Annotated in this window: 16 protein-coding genes, 1 pseudogene and 1 riboswitch; of the genes and pseudogenes, 4 read left to right on the top strand and 13 right to left on the bottom strand. The window is 39.7% G+C overall.

The genetic code is table 11. The features are described 5' to 3' along the window. Positions 1 to 78: 78 nt before the first annotated feature. The 4 genes from MKZ25_RS08070 to MKZ25_RS08055 form a co-directional block, all read right to left on the bottom strand. Positions 79 to 1,311, bottom strand: coding sequence for a DNA polymerase IV (locus tag MKZ25_RS08070; protein WP_340801053.1), 1,233 nt, complete (start codon positions 1,309 to 1,311; stop codon positions 79 to 81). Between the two features lie 305 nt (positions 1,312 to 1,616). Next, positions 1,617 to 2,555, bottom strand: coding sequence for an ABC transporter permease (locus tag MKZ25_RS08065; protein ID WP_340801052.1), 939 nt, complete (start codon positions 2,553 to 2,555; stop codon positions 1,617 to 1,619). Beyond that, complete coding sequence (locus MKZ25_RS08060; protein WP_340801051.1) at positions 2,542 to 3,447, bottom strand: ABC transporter ATP-binding protein; 906 nt, start codon at positions 3,445 to 3,447, stop codon at positions 2,542 to 2,544. The genes MKZ25_RS08065 and MKZ25_RS08060 overlap by 14 nt, the downstream gene beginning before the upstream one ends. A 192-nt stretch (positions 3,448 to 3,639) precedes the next feature. Then, positions 3,640 to 4,188 carry a GNAT family N-acetyltransferase gene (locus tag MKZ25_RS08055; protein ID WP_340801050.1) on the bottom strand — a complete coding sequence of 183 codons (549 nt, stop codon included), beginning with the start codon at positions 4,186 to 4,188 and terminating at the stop codon, positions 3,640 to 3,642. Positions 4,189 to 4,403: 215 nt separating this feature from the next. Between MKZ25_RS08055 and MKZ25_RS08050 the strand changes: the two genes are divergently transcribed. Both MKZ25_RS08050 and MKZ25_RS08045 read left to right on the top strand, forming a co-directional pair. After that, positions 4,404 to 5,675 (top strand): sugar-phosphatase, encoded by a 1,272-nt coding sequence (locus tag MKZ25_RS08050; protein ID WP_340801049.1) that lies wholly within the window; start codon positions 4,404 to 4,406, stop codon positions 5,673 to 5,675. A gap of 11 nt (positions 5,676 to 5,686) precedes the next feature. Further along, entirely contained in the window at positions 5,687 to 6,895 is a 1,209-nt protein-coding gene (locus tag MKZ25_RS08045; RefSeq protein ID WP_340801048.1) for an MFS transporter, read from the top strand. Positions 6,896 to 7,372: 477 nt separating this feature from the next. Here the strand turns inward: MKZ25_RS08045 and MKZ25_RS08040 are convergent, their stop codons facing one another. Further along, positions 7,373 to 8,710, bottom strand: a complete 1,338-nt coding sequence (locus MKZ25_RS08040) for an amino acid permease (protein ID WP_340801047.1) — start codon at positions 8,708 to 8,710, stop codon at positions 7,373 to 7,375. A gap of 258 nt (positions 8,711 to 8,968) precedes the next feature. Continuing rightward, positions 8,969 to 9,048: riboswitch (glycine riboswitch) on the bottom strand. A 321-nt stretch (positions 9,049 to 9,369) separates the two neighbouring features. Next, the gene (locus MKZ25_RS08035) at positions 9,370 to 9,912 is read right to left on the bottom strand and encodes a dehydrogenase (RefSeq protein ID WP_340801046.1); all 543 of its coding nucleotides are present in this window, start codon (positions 9,910 to 9,912) and stop codon (positions 9,370 to 9,372) included. A 211-nt stretch (positions 9,913 to 10,123) separates the two neighbouring features. Here MKZ25_RS08035 and aspA point away from each other — a divergent pair, with 211 nt between their 5' ends. Beyond that, on the top strand, positions 10,124 to 11,542 hold the full coding sequence (gene aspA / locus MKZ25_RS08030) for an aspartate ammonia-lyase (RefSeq protein WP_340801045.1): 1,419 nt from the start codon (positions 10,124 to 10,126) through the stop codon (positions 11,540 to 11,542). Positions 11,543 to 11,592: 50 nt separating this feature from the next. Here aspA and MKZ25_RS08025 read toward each other — a convergent pair whose 3' ends face one another. Genes MKZ25_RS08025 through MKZ25_RS08015 form a run of 3 tightly spaced genes read right to left on the bottom strand, consistent with a single transcriptional unit; the run spans position 11,593 to position 12,995 of the window. Further along, a complete protein-coding gene (locus MKZ25_RS08025; protein ID WP_340801044.1) occupies positions 11,593 to 11,895 on the bottom strand; it encodes a DNA primase in 303 nt (100 codons plus the stop codon). A gap of 16 nt (positions 11,896 to 11,911) precedes the next feature. Further along, positions 11,912 to 12,583 carry a DUF771 domain-containing protein gene (locus MKZ25_RS08020; RefSeq protein WP_340801043.1) on the bottom strand — a complete coding sequence of 224 codons (672 nt, stop codon included), beginning with the start codon at positions 12,581 to 12,583 and terminating at the stop codon, positions 11,912 to 11,914. Continuing rightward, entirely contained in the window at positions 12,567 to 12,995 is a 429-nt protein-coding gene (locus MKZ25_RS08015) for an ATPase (protein WP_340801042.1), read from the bottom strand. The genes MKZ25_RS08020 and MKZ25_RS08015 overlap by 17 nt, the downstream gene beginning before the upstream one ends. A gap of 88 nt (positions 12,996 to 13,083) precedes the next feature. On the opposite strand from MKZ25_RS08015, the gene pgeF reads away from it, so the two are divergent. After that, positions 13,084 to 13,845: a peptidoglycan editing factor PgeF gene (pgeF, locus tag MKZ25_RS08010; protein WP_340801041.1), complete on the top strand. Its 762-nt coding sequence runs from the start codon at positions 13,084 to 13,086 to the stop codon at positions 13,843 to 13,845. Positions 13,846 to 13,942: 97 nt separating this feature from the next. Here the strand turns inward: pgeF and MKZ25_RS08005 are convergent. The 4 genes and pseudogenes from MKZ25_RS08005 to MKZ25_RS07990 all read right to left on the bottom strand — a co-directional run bounded on the left by MKZ25_RS08005 (position 13,943) and on the right by MKZ25_RS07990 (position 16,287). Continuing rightward, positions 13,943 to 14,283, bottom strand: a pseudogene (locus tag MKZ25_RS08005) (VOC family protein). 23 nt (positions 14,284 to 14,306) lie between these two features. Next, positions 14,307 to 14,696, bottom strand: a complete 390-nt coding sequence (locus tag MKZ25_RS08000; RefSeq protein WP_340801040.1) for a hypothetical protein — start codon at positions 14,694 to 14,696, stop codon at positions 14,307 to 14,309. A gap of 57 nt (positions 14,697 to 14,753) precedes the next feature. After that, on the bottom strand, positions 14,754 to 15,803 hold the full coding sequence (locus MKZ25_RS07995; RefSeq protein WP_340801039.1) for a hypothetical protein: 1,050 nt from the start codon (positions 15,801 to 15,803) through the stop codon (positions 14,754 to 14,756). Beyond that, positions 15,793 to 16,287: a sigma-70 family RNA polymerase sigma factor gene (locus MKZ25_RS07990; RefSeq protein WP_340801038.1), complete on the bottom strand. Its 495-nt coding sequence runs from the start codon at positions 16,285 to 16,287 to the stop codon at positions 15,793 to 15,795. The genes MKZ25_RS07995 and MKZ25_RS07990 overlap by 11 nt, the downstream gene beginning before the upstream one ends. Positions 16,288 to 16,433: the final 146 nt, after the last annotated feature.

The raw sequence follows: 16,433 nt of genomic DNA, 5'->3' as shown, positions 1-16,433 counted from the left end.
CATAACACTATGTACGAGTTTCGGAGAATTTAAACATTGCAAGCTGTGTTGAAGTTTCCACTTTAACGCAGCTTGCATTCATTTTGTATGATCTTCCAGAAAATCCTTGCTGAAGCTTGTTTTTGAGGCATAGCTTTTTGATTTCACCCGGACACCGCGTTTAATGGCTCCTTTTCCGAACTTCTTTTCAATCGTATCGACCAGTTCCAAAATCGGTTCATCTTTTATATGCTGTTCAAAATTAAACAGACTGAGCTGCTGGGTCAGTTCGGATTGATCGACAACATTGGAAACGGTAATGCCGATCAGTCGGACAGGCGTTTCATCCCAGTTTTCGGTAAACAGCTTCCACGCGATTTCAAATATTTCATCCGCCTGATTGACGGCATTTCGCAATGTTTTACTGCGCGAAGCATTTTGCCAGTCGAAATTGCGTATTTGAATCGTCACCGTTGTCCCCGCCAAATACTTTACTTTCAGACGTTCGGATACACTTTTACTCAGCTTTTCGAACGTTTCCTTCAATATATAATATTCGGTCTCATCCCTAGGTAGGGTCGTGGAATTCCCGACGCTTTTCGTATCAAATATTGCGTTCGGGTCAACCTGCCGCGAGTCAATGCCGTTTGCACGCTTGATGAGTCGAGCCCCGTTTTTCCCTAAATTCCGTATTAACAGCCGTTCATCCGCTTGCGCCAAATCACCGATTGTAAATATATTGATCGTATTTAGCTTCTTCGCTGTTTTCTCCCCTACCCCGTGCATTGTCACGACTTCCTGCGGCCATAAAAGCTCCGGCAGCTCGCGAATTCTAAGAATCGTAATTCCGAGCGGCTTTTTCATGTTTGAAGCGGTTTTGGCGAGGAACTTGTTAGGGGCAATACCAATCGAGCAAGGTAAATCGAGCTCATGTAAAATTCTCTGCTGAATTTCCTCGGCCAATTGGAGCGGATGCTGTGATTTGGAGCGTTCTGTTACATCCAAATAGCCTTCATCAATTGATACAGGTTCCACGAGATCCGTATAGCTTCGTAATATGGAGAAGATTGCCGCACTAGCTGCCCGGTATTTTGGGAAATCAGGTGGCAGCAACAGCAGTTCGGGACATTTACGCTTTGCTTCCCCTACAGTCATCGTCGTATAAATCCCTTTGGCACGCGCCTCATAAGAACTTGTTACGATAATGCCGCGCCGTTCCTTTGCATTTCCCGCAACAGCAATCGGTTTCCCTTTCAGACTCGGATCATGGGCCTGTTCGACAGATGCATAAAAACTGTTCATATCTAAATGAAAAATAATTCTCGCCGCCATTTTCCCACCTCCTTTACTGAGCAGATTATTATGAATACTATTTTACTACATTATTCATGTTACGGGGGAAACGCGGAATCCAATAAATAAGGGGAAATTCCTGTAATTCAACAATTTAATTTTATACGTGCAAAATAACCGGACCTTCTACCGTTATGTTCGCCAAAACGGACCGCTTCTATTAAATAGAGACATTAATTCCCGATATTTACTTCCAACATACTCACGCAAAACAGCACAAACAAAAAAATCCCCATCCATTTATCAATAACGATAAACGAACGAGGAATTTCATCAAATCACAATTAAGCCGTTACATCACGCTTCATAAAGTAACCGAACGTAATCGCCAGGAAGACAATCGCATACACGATATTGACAATTAACGAGAACGTAAACGTCAAGCCTTCAATCATCGGCATACTTCCCGGTGCATAAAACGATAAATCATTGGCAAACCATACGTATTTCGCAAAATCATATTGGGCGATAAACATTGTTGCCGTTGAACCCATCAACAGGATGAACAGCGATAAACTTACCGCTAACGTACTTGAACCAAAAATCGTACCGATCATGAACGCAAATATAATCGTCATAATTGTAGAACCGAGCGAATAAAGCGTCGTTTTGATAAAGGTATTCTCCACCGTTTCCTGCACGACTTGCCCATCTACGATCGATAACGCAATGGCACTATCCATACCAAATAAGGCCATACCGACAATTAATGCGACAACGATTCCAGCGGCAAAAAGTACAACCCCATATAGAATAGACGCAACAAGTTTTGAAAGTAAGATTTTCCATCGTGCTACAGGGCGAGTCAGCAGCATTTTAATCGTTCCTGTACCAAACTCGGATGAGACGATACCTGCCGCAATAACGACAGTGAAGATGCTTGTTACCATGATTGTCAATGTTAACGATAAGTCCATATGTTCCGTAAATGTCATGGCATTTGATGGTGGCAAGTCATTGGCGATCCGGTATTCGATCATCGCAATTTCATCATTGAAATACTGCTCATCTTCCGGCATTAGTTCTCCTGAAGCAAGCATTTCTTGCGGATGCGCCAATAATTCTTCATTTGCTGCTAAACGCGCTTCCTTTGTACTCGAATCCACATCATAATATTTGTTCATTCCTGCAACGAATACGATTAATACAATTAAAAGTCCGCACATGATCCATGCATTTTTTTGCGACCACATTTTGATCCATTCATTTTTAACGAATTGCATCGATTGCACCTCCACCTGTCATCTCGATAAATTGATCTTCAAGACGTTTTTGAATCGGCTGGATCGTATAAAGATCAATGCCCGATTCAACGAGTTTCCGAATAAGTGCAGGCACCTCTTCTTTTGTCAGATTGACGACATAGCCGCCATTCTCTTTAGTTAACGGCTCTTCAAACATCGCCTGAAGCTGATCCGGTTGACCGACTTCAATGTAATATTGCGATGCCGCGACATGCTGCAGTTCGCGAATATCAATCAGCTCCCCATTTTGAATAATGGCGATCCGGTCTACCATTAACTCGATTTCGGATAAAAGGTGACTCGACACAACGATCGCGACATTATCCTCTGCGGCAATCTTACGTAAATACATACGGAATTCACGGATACCGGCAGGGTCCAGACCATTTGTCGGTTCATCCAAAATCAGAAACTTTGGACGGTGCAGCATCGCCTGTGCCAGTCCAAGGCGTTGACGCATCCCTAATGAATACGTCTTCACTTTTTCGTGAATACGATTTTGCAGTCCGACTTGCGCTACCACTTCATCAATACGCTGTTTCGTTACACCTTTATGCATTCGGGCAAAATGCTGCAAGTTTTTATACCCTGACATATATTTATACATTTCCGGGTTTTCTACGATTACACCGATGTTACTGATCGCTTCTTCATAATTTGTCGAGAGCTGTTTCCCATCGATGATTACTTCTCCTTTTGAAGGGTACATTAACCCCGTCATCATACGGATCGTTGTCGTTTTACCCGCCCCGTTCGGACCTAAAAATCCGGTGATCTGACCCGGATAAAAGTCCAGGTTCAAGTCTTTAATAATATGTTTGCCTTTAATCGTTTTGTTCAAATTTTTAATTTCCACAATTGGCTGTGACAATTGTCCACACCTGCTTTCTGCTATTTCTTCTATTACAAGCATTGATTGGCGTACCTTGATGCTTTATGTAATGACTTCACATGTAATAGATTCTAATTACTATACTGGGTGAGTATGGAAAAAGTTTCATTAAATTATAATTATGGCGAAAAAAATCCTCATCAGGTATTTCTGATGAGGCGAAACCAGTTATTAATATTCTCCAACCCATTCGTCTTTTAACAGACCATAGACTGCATGATCGACATAGTGATTGTACAGCCATTCCGCCTGACGGATTGTCCCTTCATGCATAAAACCAAGACGCTCCGCAATATGACGACTTTTCGTATTGTTAACAGCAGCATGAATTTCGACTTTTCCAAGCTTATATTCATTGAAGGCGATATCAATGATGCCTTTCACAGCGCGTGTCATAATGCCTTCTCCCTGATATTCTTCATCTAAAAAATAGCCGATCTCGCATTTTTTCAAAGACCAGTTAATCGTATTAATCGATACTTTCCCGACAAATTGCCCTTTATAAAAAATCGCTGTATCCAAACCTTCGCGCTTTGCAAATTTGTCTAAATTCATTGCAGAAAATTCGCGTGTGTCTTCAACAGTCTTCGTATTATCTACCCACCCTAGCCATTCACGTAAATAATCGCGTGAACGGTCAATGAAAGCAAAGATTTCTTCTGCATCATTTTGTGTAATCAATTTTAATTGAATTTCATTATCTACTTCATAAAAGAACATTACTATCTCTCCAATCTAAGCTCCCATTTAAAACAATAAACCCTTTTTTATTTTCTTATCATATAGAGCTATTTCCGAATATGCAATTAAAATATGTAAACCTAGAATTATTTGTGTAAGTTTACCAATTTCGTACCGTTAATTGTGCACTTTCTAAAGAAAATTCGCAATATTCCTGCTTAGTATTTTGGTAAACTAACTGTGAGGTGTTTTTTATGGAAACCAATGAACAAGCTTGGGGAAAACTATTAAAATATTACCGGCAAAAAAAGAAGCAAAAACAAGATGACGTAGCTTTCGGCATCTGTACCCCTTCTTATTTAAGCCGGATTGAAAACGGAATCGTTGTCGCAGAGCATTCGATCTATGAGCAGCTGTTTGAAAACCTGGGCATCGATTTTCATAAGCTCGAACAACAACTACAAAGCCAAACAACTTTTTTGGAGCAATTATACGAAAAATTATTGTCGAATATAGAGCTTACTACAGATGAAATTGATCAATTAACCGCTATGCAAAATGATGAACAGCCATTTGAACAGCAGCTGACGGCAAAGCTTGTTTATGCTCGCTTCCTTTACTCGCTAAAAGAAGATGATAGGGCGAGAACAATACTTCAGGAGATCGAGCCGCTTGTTAGCTGGAAAAAAGACCGGATCACCCAGCTATTCGTAGCGATTACCGCTTTCGGTCATCTGTCTTTTCAGGAATTTGAACAGTTATCCATTAAAGAAGAGAACGATCAATTGGCGCAATTTCTATCCAATGCCCATCCATTTGAACTGGCTAACTATCATTATCATATCGCTTTTGCGAACCACCGTAGCTACAAGTTGCAAAAAGCGCTTGAACATATTGAACTGGCACAGACGTTTTTCACCCACCAGTATAAACCGTTGTTCCAGTTGAAGCTTTACTCCATGAAAGGTGTGATTTTCAATGATTCACACCGATTCCAGGAAGCTCTCAAGGAGTTTGAAGCAGGGCTCAATCTGCTTGCAAATGTACCGTCAATCCAAACGCCGATGCAATGGAGCTCACTGCATAACAATATCGCGTATTGTTACGAATGTCAGGAGAACTTTACGGAAGCATCCAAACATTATAAATCGGCAAATAACTACGACGAAGACCTGCATTCCGCAATTAACTGGATGCGCACATGCTATGCCCAGAAGGATTTCAACCAGCTCGATACGCTGTTAAAACGCTATGAAGAACAGCAGTTTACTATACCCCATCATAATTATCAGCGCAATCTACTAGCCTATGCGGTTGAAAGTGAACATACGATCCGCGAACTGAAATCGCTGGAGGATAAAGCATTTCCACATTTCAGCGAACAGCAGTATTATTCACTGATTCTTTTCTATGCGCCATTATGGGCACAGTTTTACGAGCAGCTCCACGCCTATAAACAGGCAAGCCACTGCTTTAAGCAGGCACTGTATGCAAGTGAAAAAATTCGGCAGCGAATGAGCCGTTAAGGGGTGATGATTTGGACTTAAGAAAAGAGTATTTTTATTTGTGGTTCGGATTTGGGGCATCCAAACTGGGCAGTTGGATTTACTTAATCGCGCTCAATCTATTAGTCTGGCATTTGACCGAGTCACCCGCAGCTGTTGCGGGCATCTATATTATTGGTCCGATTGCCCGCATTTTGTGCAGCTTTTTTGCCGGCTCGATTGTCGACAGAACGAATAAAAGAATCATCCTGATTGTTTGTGATATTTTCCGCGCCGGGATCGTCTGTATGATGCCGCTGTTTTCGGAAATTTGGCTTATTTACTGTTTGATCTTTTTGGCCAATATCGCCGTCTGTTTTGCCAACCCGAGCAGCACATTTATGATTACTAAACTTGTTTTGCCAAATGACCGTTTGCGTTTTAATGCCATCAACAGCATGCTCGGTTCAGGGAGCTTTATGATCGGTCCTGCTCTAAGTGGTGCCATTATCGCCATGAGCAGTACCGCGACGGCGATGTGGGTGAATGGGTTTATGCTGTTGTTTAGCGCATTCATGATGTATTTGCTTCCGAATCAGGAGCTCAAGTCGTCCACCCAGTCAACTGTACTCACACTTGCTGTGATCCGAGATGATTTTAGGACGGTGTGGAAATTTATCTCGCAGCGGAAAATGCTGCTGAAATTTTTTGTCCTATATTCAACAGCACTGATGATCTGCTTTTCACTTGATTCCCAGGAAATGTCGTTTTTGAAAGATTTTCATGAAGTGACGGATTCGGTATATGGCATCATTGTAGGAATCACAGGAATCGGTGCCATTGTCGGTGGCTATTTAGCTGCACGACTTGTGAAAAAGCTGTCACTCGTTTCGTACATCGGTGTCGGGTTTACATGTACATTACTTTCCTATTTTATCTTTTACTTTTCACCTAATTTAATAATTGCGGTCGCTGCTTTTATATTGCTCGGGCTGTTCATGGCATTCAGCAATGCGGGCTACGCGACCTTTTATCAGCAGACAATCCCGACAGAAATTATGGGACGGTTCGGCAGTTCTCTTGGGCTGATTGAAAGTGTGATGCAGATTATCCTGACATTGATTATCGGTTTTTTGGCGGAAATCTACACGATTCAGCTGACAACAAGCATCTTCGCTTTGATCGGAGTTGTCATTGCATGTATCGTCTATTTCCATCTGTTGAACAACAAATCATTGTTTACAAAGGAGGAGCTTACTTGATTGCGTACGAAACGATTTGCTACTGCTGTAAAAAACCTATTGCTTCGAGTTGAACTATTGTGCAGCGGAGAGAGGCCGGATTTTCTAATATATCCACAGAAGTTCTAATATAAGTTTATTTGTTCTAATATATTGCCGATCTTCTAATATAAATGCGGGTTGTTCTAATATGTGTCCCGGATGTTCGAATAAAGTATGTACTTCTTCTAATATCCTGCCTCGAATTTCTAATAACCCGCTCAAATGTTCTAATAAAATCCAGACACGGCTTCTTCTCGCCCATTATACCGGCTATAACGTTTCTACACGGCCTCAAATTTAAGGATTTTCTAATATCCAGCCCGGTTCTTCTAATATCACTTAAAATTCTTCTAATAAACCACCCTATTGTTCTAATAAAATCCGCCCCCGGAATGGAAATCAATTTTACAATGAAAAAAAGCATCTTTCTAAAAGAAAAATGCTTTTTTAGACTATTTATTTCTTTCTAATCTTATAAAGAACAAACAGCGCGATAAACCATAGCGGTGTTAACAGCAGTGCAGTTCTCGTAGACTCGGAAATTGCCATAACGACTAGTAAAAACAAGAAGAATGCCAATATTAAATAGTTGACCAATGGTGTTAAAGGTGCTTTGAAAGTTGAAGATTTATGTAATTCCGGATGACGCTTTTTATAGATAATATGCGAAATCAGAATAATGCTCCAAACCCAAATAAAACAAATCGCACTAATTGTTGTCACGATACTGAAGGCATCGTCCGGCATGAAATAGCTTAGCAATGCTCCAATCGAAACCACGACTGCAGAAAATAAAAGACCATTTTGCGGCACCGCATTTTTGTTTAATTTACCGTAAGCTTTCGGTGCTTGCTTATTATTACTTAAACTGAACAGCATACGGCTTGTTGAGAACATCCCGCTATTTCCTGCAGAAGCAGCTGATGTCAGCACAACAAAGTTAATTAAACCTGCTGCAATCGGTATTCCTACCAATGCGAAAACCTGAACGAATGGCGAGCTTGCTGCGCTTAATGTATCCCAAGGATTGATTGTTAAAATGACGAATAATGCCCCTACATAAAACAGCAGTATACGCACAGGAATTTTATTGATCGCAGATGGGATATTCTTTTGCGGGTTTGCCGTTTCAGCAGCAGCTACCCCTACTAACTCAACCCCGACGAATGCAAAGACAACCATTTGGAACGCCATTAAAAATCCAAATGCACCATTCGGGAATAATCCGCCATGCTCCCATAAATTCGATACAGCCACTTTGCCTGTATCAGTTTCAAAACCAATGATCAACAATACAATGCCAATCGCAATCAACGCAACAATAGTGATGATTTTAATTAACGCAAACCAAAATTCCAGCTCCCCGAACAGTTTGACCGTCAATAAATTCAAAATAAGCAAAACAACTAAACATGCGATAGCCGGTACCCACTGCGGGATGTCGAACCAGTACTGCGTGTACATGCCGACAGCTATAATATCTGCCATTGCCGTCATAATCCAGCAGAACCAGTAAGTCCAGCCGGTAATATAGCCTGCCCAATCCCCTAAGTATTCAGTGGCGAACTCGGTAAATGATGCATAGCCGCCTTTTGATAAAAGCAATTCGCCAAGTGCACGCATGACGAAAAATAGTGCAATTCCAACGATTAAGTATGCAAAGATAATAGAAGGTCCTGCAAGTGAGATCGCTTTACCTGACCCTAAAAACAACCCCGTTCCGATTGTTCCTCCAATCGCTATTAACTGAACGTGGCGATTTTTCAGGTCGCGCTTTAATTCTTGTTGTTCCAAAACGATTCCTCCAAAGGATAAGTATTTTGTCTGTATACACAGCGCAAAATAATAGGTACTTCATCGCGGTCCATCAAGTAAATTTTTCTGGAATTAAAACAGGGACTGATAATATGCCAGTCCCTGTGTCTAAGAATAATCGATTTCACCTCTGTAAAATCGCGTCCAGATTTCTAAAAAATCTGCGACATCTATCGAGGGCTTTTCATTAAACAATGCATGTTTTACAAATACATAATGCTAAAGAAAAGCGTCTCTCATTACTCTTCTGTCCTTTTGCCTGAGATTGTGAACCCTTCGGCGACGCGAATTATCGCGCTCTCTCCAGAAACTGCTCCCGCCAGTAGTTTTATCCACGACGATCTACGCTTGATATGTATGCAATTAGTTGCCTATAGGTCCCTGGCATCTTCCAGTTTCCTATAGTTCGCGTTCAATACTATTATTGTACGATAATTCATACTACCAATTTTTTTAGGGTCTTACAATAGATAATCGAAGCCAGTTATTATGTAAATAGCAATTTAACCTTATTCCCAACATAATGTTTTCTTCTTGCAGAAAATTCATGACCAAAAAAATATTACACCGAAAATTCAATATTTTCAGTGTAATATTTGTATAGAGGAATTGGTAGCCCCTCGTATTACTGTATTCGTTTACTGCAATTTTTCCTGAACCGTTTTATCTTCTTCATAGATTGTTCGATTGATATCGATCAGCTTACCTTTTGTTGTATTGGTTTTTTTCATTTTAACAACATACGTATTGTCCAAAGCAATTTCTGTGCAGGCGATGTCTTCTTCGCTGCGAAGATCTTCCGGATAGTTTAACGTAATGACTAACGTATCCCCGTCTTTTTCGATTTTTTCAATTTCTCTTCCACAGCCATCCGAATACCCTGTGACAAACAGTACTTCCTCTGTTTCAAAATCGACAGATGGAACCGATTCAAAACCAAAAATATCGGCCCAAGTCGTATACAGCTTTTCATCCTGCACGATTGAAATACTCGTACCGACCTCAGGAGGTATCGTATCTAAATGAAGCAGTAATTCATAATCTACTTTATTTTCATCATTCTTTTCCTGCACCGGTTCGGTTGGTTCGGATGATGATTCATTTTCATCTTCTTTTGTATTACATGCTGTAAGGAGCAAAACCATCCCCACGACCAACGCGTAACTTAACCATTTCTTCATTCAATCACCTCATCTCTTTCCTGATTAGTCGTATAAAAAGTCAAAAAGTTACGAAATTCCCCTCATTATATTTGTTAATATTGGTTAATTTAAACTTACGTGAGAACGTTAAATAAACTAATAATTCAGCAAGTAAGCTTTTATTATAATATGGCGTATAATGTAGTTGTTTATCCAACTATTACACCATTCTCTTGGAGGGTTTGTACAAATGAGTACACGTATTGAAAAAGACTTTTTAGGCACATTAGAAATACCAAAGGACGTTTATTACGGCGTTCAAACAACTCGTGCATTAGAAAATTTCCCGATTACTAAAATGACAATGCACCCTGAATTAATTCGTGCATTTGCCATCGTAAAGAAAAGTTCAGCACTTGCAAATGCTGCTATCGGCAAATTGGATCCAGTAATTGCTAATGCAATTGCACAAGCATCAGATGACATTATTTCAGGACTATTACATGACCAGTTCGTCGTAGATCCAATTCAGGGCGGAGCAGGCACTTCAATGAACATGAATGCCAATGAAGTAATTGCTAACCGTGCACTGGAAATTTTAGGGGAAGAAAAAGGTACTTATTCAATCATTAGTCCTAACAGCCATGTCAATATGGCGCAATCAACAAATGATGCATTCCCATCAGCTATCCACATTGCTACAGTTTCTACGTTAAATAATCTGATTATGGCAATGGAAATGATGCGAGATAGCTTTATCAGAAAATCAGTAGAATTCGATTCAATCGTTAAAATGGGTCGTACGCATTTACAAGATGCTGTACCTGTTCGTTTAGGCCAGGAATTCGGTGCTTACGCTGCCGTTGTGTCCCGTGATATTGCTCGAATCAAAAAAGCGCAGCAAACTATGCTGCAAATCAATATCGGAGCAACCGCAATCGGGACAGGCCTGAACGCGGACCCTGAATATATGAAATTGGCAGTAGAAAACATCGCGACTTATAGTGGATTCCCGTTCATTAAAGTAGACAATTTAATCGATGGTACACAAAATACCGATACGTATGCTGAAGTATCATCCATGTTAAAAATCGCCATGATGAATATGTCGAAAATCTGTAATGACTTACGCTTGATGGCATCTGGTCCAAAAGCCGGTTTCGCAGAGATTCGCCTACCGGAACGTCAACCAGGTTCTTCTATCATGCCGGGTAAAGTAAATCCGGTTATGCCGGAAGTTATTAACCAAATTGCATTCCAAGTAATCGGTAACGATGTAACAATCTCGCTTGCTTCAGAAGCGGGACAATTTGAACTGAATGTAATGGAACCGGTTCTCGTATTTAATCTGCTTCAGTCAATCGAAATTATGACAAACGGCTTCACAGTATTTACAAAATATTGCCTGGATCATATCGAAGCAAATGAAGCGCGCCTGCATGATTTCGTAGAACGTTCAATCGGTGTAATTACAGCACTTGCTCCACATTTAGGCTATGAGCGTTCAAGTCAAATTGCACGTGAAGCACTGCACAGCGGTAAATCTGTTCGTGAACTTTGCTTAATGTACAACTATTTCACACTTGAGCAGCTCGATATTATTTTAAATCCATTCGAATTAACGCAACCAGGTATTGCTGGTGAACGTGCATTTGAAAAACAACAATAAATTCCCAATACGAAAGCTCCGCCGAGATATTCCCGGCGGAGCTTTTTTCTTTACGTATAGAGCACTTCTTTTGCGAGTGAGATCGCACGCTTACTAACTTCCAATTTGTCGCCGTCCGCATTCAGCTTCACGACACCATTCGGTTCATCAAAAATGGATTTCAGCTGTGCTTTCGGTTTGACTCCAACCATTACTGGTCCTCTTTCGGCCTCATCTGTTCGCAGCTTTTCCTGCTCTCGTGCGACACCTTGTTCTTCCCCGATTTTCGGAAAGGCTGTAGTTTGCTGCTGTAAATTTCGGGGACGTGTCTGGTTGTTTAAACTTGAACTCCCTGTGCCAACAGAACGAATCATAAAAATCTCCCTTCATCTATCTTTTCTTACTTTTTCGTATATCAATATCCGCGTATATTTCTACTTCCTGCAGTGCCTGATTAGCAAGCTGATCCGCTTCTCCATTTAGTTTGCGGTCGATATATTGATACTCCGGTCGAATCCCAAGCTTTTGGAGCTTCGCATCGATTTTATCCGCCCATGTAGTCAGAACACTATCGGTTACTGCCCATTCGCCGTTCATTTCATTAATGACGACTTGCGAATCGCCGTAAATCTTTATTTTTTGGTGATGAACGCCCATTTCTTCAAGCTGTTCAACTGCAAGATTTAATGCTGCATATTCCGCTTCATTGTTTGATGTCAAATACTCCGCCAGCTGGTTCGTCCGCAAGCGGTAGTTTTTCCCATTCTGTTTATAATAGACGACAATTCCTAAACCGGCCAGCTTTTCTTCTCTATTAAATCCGCCATCGAAGTACACTTCCACTTCAGTAGGTTCTGTTTCAAGAGATTTCAAATATTTTTTCAGCTCTTTCAATGTCCATGTACTGTCATGTTCATCTGTCATCACTATATTTTTTGTGCGTCCTGTATTTTCCATATCCAGTACGAGTGTATAAGCATGCGCTGCCGGAATTGCCTCACTTCGCCATGTAATTTCCTGCTTTGACTTTGTAATATATTGCCATTCAATCGTCAATTCCAATCGGCTCTCCCCTTCCATTTGTCGTTTGCTGCAAATCTTCCTTATAAAACCAGTTAATACACAATGTACTAACCATTATGCCTACTATAAACGGTGGTGATACAAAAAATAAAAATTTCTCACTGCCAATAGGTGCTTTCATAAAGTATCCAAATACAATTGGCTGCAGAAAACAAAAAACAAAGCTTGTTAAGTAAAGTGCCCGTTTGCTGTAATTTTTACGCATGATGTACAGCACATAATACCAGGGAATCACGACAAAAAAATAAATCGGCAAAATATAAATGATAATGGACGCGGCCGTTCCGAATGTAATCATATGATTCACATAAGGGTTTGAAAATGCGATAAAGGTAATGACCGCCATGACATAAGGTAAAAAACCTGTTAAAATGATTTGCCAACTCTTCATCACATTCCCCCTATTTTTCATCATTATACCAAACACCATTTGCCTATACAAAATTTGCTTTTACGGGTATAGTACAGGGGGTGATAAAATGAAGATAAAATTTTATGAAAATAATGAAAATCGCGTACTAGGCATTACATTAAAAGATCCTGCCTTTCCCGAGAACAATAATATGGCACTCCATGTCTGCAATAACGAAGCGGATATTATCGAAAACCGCCAACAGCTTACCTCACTGCTGCAAACGGATTTATCTAAGTTTGTATGCGCCAACCAAACACATAGCGCCAACTTCTTCCGTGTGGAAAAATCCGCAATCGGCAAAGGAGCTTTCGACAATGCATCCGCTGTTCCCGAGACCGATGCACTATATACGTATGAACCGAATGTTGTAATCTCAAGCTTTACCGCAGATTGTGTCCCGGTCTTATTCTATAACGAAAAAACAAATGTCATCGGGGCTGTTCACTCCGGATGGCAAGGGACGATTAAGGAAATTACATTGAAACTGCTGCAGCATTTACAACAAGAAGAAAATTGTGATTTAAGTGATTTGAAAGTAATGATAGGACCTGCAATCAGCCAGGAAAAATTTGAAGTGGATGCCGATGTGCAGGAAAAATTCAAAGCACTCGGTTATGCAGATGAATTTATTTACTGGAATGATGAAACGAACAAATTCCATATCGACAACCAGTTAACCGTGAAAAAGCAGTGCATGCTTGCTGGTGTGCCTGAAGAGAATATTACGATTGACCGCATGTGCACATTTATGGACGAGGATGGATTCTCCCACCGCCAGGACCGCTCAACAGGCAGACATTTGAGCTTTATTATGCGGAAAGAATAGATACTTTTGTGTTGAATATGCGAAAACGGAACACCTGTAATTCAGCAGGCGTTCCGTTTTTATTTTAAAGAAGTAAAAAACATTAAAGCAGGAAAGGTCATGGTGCTACCAATTCAACCTTAATTCTATCTGGATCTTCAAAAAATACAGCGTAATAATTTCCCCTCCTGCATAGGGATGTTTATCAGTATAAAGGATCTTAACACCCTTACTTTCTAACATTCTGGTCATATCATCTACCTGTTGACGGGAGCTTGCATGGAAAGCCAAATGGTTCAGACCAACCCGACATCTATGATATGGTACATTCATAAACCGTTCTTCTGCTTGCACGAAAACGATATAGGTCTCTCCGATTTTCCAACTCTGTCCGCTTTTCCACGTTTGAAAAGATTCATATCCCAATTCTTCTAAAAACCAACCCCCAAAAACATCTATCCCTCATTTTGACTTCAAGAAGGCTACTTTTTATTTTTCGGAAAAAATCTAATGCAACAATTTTCATTGTCATGCAAGAATCGTAAATCTTCAGGTGTTATTTGTTGTGGATTAAGTCGATACATATTGTTCGAAGGTACTTTTTCACTGTACCATATCGACCAAAATTCTACTCGATCTTGTTCTCTAACATTTTCTTTAATATAGTCAACAAGTTGATGTAGAGGCTTTCCATTCCCTCTTACCTTGTAAACAAAAGGCTTTTGGATTTGTCCTGCAGCTGCAATCGGAGGATTTTTTCGACAAGGGAGAATCTCAAACTGTGTTTCTAAAGCATAACCTTCTAAAGTTGCGAAAGAGTTTTCAATAATTGGTAAAGGGTTTTTTGAAGCAAAATATCGATAAAGGCTCATTATACCGCCACTTTCTATATGGTTTTAATTTAATATTAATAGTTCGAGCAGGCAAAGTTATTCATTAATCAATTGCTCACCCCAGTTTTGTATATCTTCCTCATTAATTACAAAACCTTTATTATCGGATCCGATCAGAATGTTATCGCGAAACCAAACAGAATAATCTCCTTTAAGCGTTTTCAGCTTCATATCGGGCTCATCGGTAATAGGTAGTGGTGTCCATTCAGATTGTCCAAAATATTCATTTATTTTTCCAGGCATAACAGGCACTTCGATTGTTTCATTATCTTTCATTAACCGTACCTTTTCGGAAACTACAAATTGTTTATAGTTACCGTCAGCTTGCTGGCTTGTTATCAAATTGTTTTCCAGTAGTATTTCGTCACCAAGATTTAAATTCAAGCTGTCATGTTTAGGCATAATAATGAATTGTTCTTCTGCCAACTTTTTTTCCTCAATAAGCGATAAGATACGAGCATTTCCCCCCTCGTATAAAACGATTGCCGAAATACTATCCGTGTTTCCAAATGAGAAATTCTCATGTTCCACTTTCTCCATAGCGTCAAGAATTATTAATTGAGCATGAACTTCTTGCGGAAACTGAGGATATAACTGCATGTACCTAGGTAACAGAGAATCAAAAATCAATTGGACTTGTGCCTTTAGTGTAAGGTACTGCGCTTTATATGCAGATTCACTAATTTTATTTTGTTTGAGCACTCTTTCAAAACTTGCCGGTAACTCGTTTCTATAAGAGGTCACTAAATTTTTAACATCCTGCTTTTTCAATGGAATATTTTCAAGTTCCCCGTATTTCAAAATAATTAAATCCTTCTGGTATTGCTCATTAGGTTCATTATCTTCCAGCAAACCATACATATTAAGCGTTTCTTGAGAAAATCCATTCACATAACTATCATTTTTAAATTCGGATGTAATAAGGAAAATGGATAAAATTAAAGCAAATGAAAAGATAATACGGGGAAAGATAACGCTCTTTTTTGAATTGATTTCCGGTTTCAGGACGGCTCTTCTTATACGATCTTTGCTTTCTTTCAGATCCGGTGTAATTTCCAATAAGCCTTCTTTAATTTCATTTCTCATATAATTCCTCCCATTCATTCGATAGTGCTGGTCTCAAATTTTCACGAGCTCTTCTAAGTCTTGTCCGTACTGTACTTTCAGGTAACTTTAAAAGGGAGGCAATTTCTGCTGTATTTAATTCTTCATAATAATATAAAACAATCACTTCTCTTTGCTTGATCTGTAAAGAGAGAACTGATTCCCCGACAGAAAACGTTAATTCCTTTTGTATCACCCTGTCTTTTTGTAAAACAGGAATAATTGGCAAGTGCTCTTGAAGTTGAATTTTACGATAGGCCCAACTTCTTAAATAATCTTTACAGCGGTTAATGGTCATTTTTGTTAAGTAAGCTTGCAATTTACCGTTTTCCTCATAATTACTTTGCAAGTATTTTATAAAAACATCCTGAACAATATCTTCAGCTGTATGTAGACTTTTCGTATAGTAATAGGCTATACGCAATAAGTGTTCACTATGTTCGTCTAATATTTGCTCCAAATCCATGTAATCCCCCTCTCAATAATATAACGAAGCCGAGAACAGATTCGATTCATTTTATATTTTGTTATTCCAGCATTTAACAAGAAATTCACTTTTAAGCAGCCACTAATCGGGTTTTGTTTAGAGTTTAATCTAAAACTCTTTTTTAT

Source organism: Solibacillus sp. FSL W7-1464, assembly GCF_038004425.1.
Classification (GTDB): domain Bacteria; phylum Bacillota; class Bacilli; order Bacillales_A; family Planococcaceae; genus Solibacillus.
Note: the sequence above shows the minus strand (reverse complement) of the source record. Positions and strands in the feature narration are given on the sequence as shown.

Bases quoted from the DNA above. Each gene is read 5' to 3' on its own strand.
- MKZ25_RS08055 (WP_340801050.1), bottom strand. From the start codon at position 4,188: ATGTTCTTTTATGAAGTAGATAATGAAATTCAATTAAAATTGATTACA.
- MKZ25_RS07990 (WP_340801038.1), bottom strand. From the start codon at position 16,287: ATGGATTTGGAGCAAATATTAGACGAACATAGTGAACACTTATTGCGT.
- MKZ25_RS08070 (WP_340801053.1), bottom strand. From the start codon at position 1,311: ATGGCGGCGAGAATTATTTTTCATTTAGATATGAACAGTTTTTATGCA.
- MKZ25_RS08015 (WP_340801042.1), bottom strand. From the start codon at position 12,995: ATGAAGAGTTGGCAAATCATTTTAACAGGTTTTTTACCTTATGTCATG.
- MKZ25_RS07995 (WP_340801039.1), bottom strand. From the start codon at position 15,803: ATGAGAAATGAAATTAAAGAAGGCTTATTGGAAATTACACCGGATCTG.
- MKZ25_RS08035 (WP_340801046.1), bottom strand. From the start codon at position 9,912: ATGAAGAAATGGTTAAGTTACGCGTTGGTCGTGGGGATGGTTTTGCTC.
- aspA (WP_340801045.1), top strand. From the start codon at position 10,124: ATGAGTACACGTATTGAAAAAGACTTTTTAGGCACATTAGAAATACCA.
- MKZ25_RS08025 (WP_340801044.1), bottom strand. From the start codon at position 11,895: ATGATTCGTTCTGTTGGCACAGGGAGTTCAAGTTTAAACAACCAGACA.
- MKZ25_RS08065 (WP_340801052.1), bottom strand. From the start codon at position 2,555: ATGCAATTCGTTAAAAATGAATGGATCAAAATGTGGTCGCAAAAAAAT.
- MKZ25_RS08050 (WP_340801049.1), top strand. From the start codon at position 4,404: ATGGAAACCAATGAACAAGCTTGGGGAAAACTATTAAAATATTACCGG.
- MKZ25_RS08000 (WP_340801040.1), bottom strand. From the start codon at position 14,696: ATGAGCCTTTATCGATATTTTGCTTCAAAAAACCCTTTACCAATTATT.
- pgeF (WP_340801041.1), top strand. From the start codon at position 13,084: ATGAAGATAAAATTTTATGAAAATAATGAAAATCGCGTACTAGGCATT.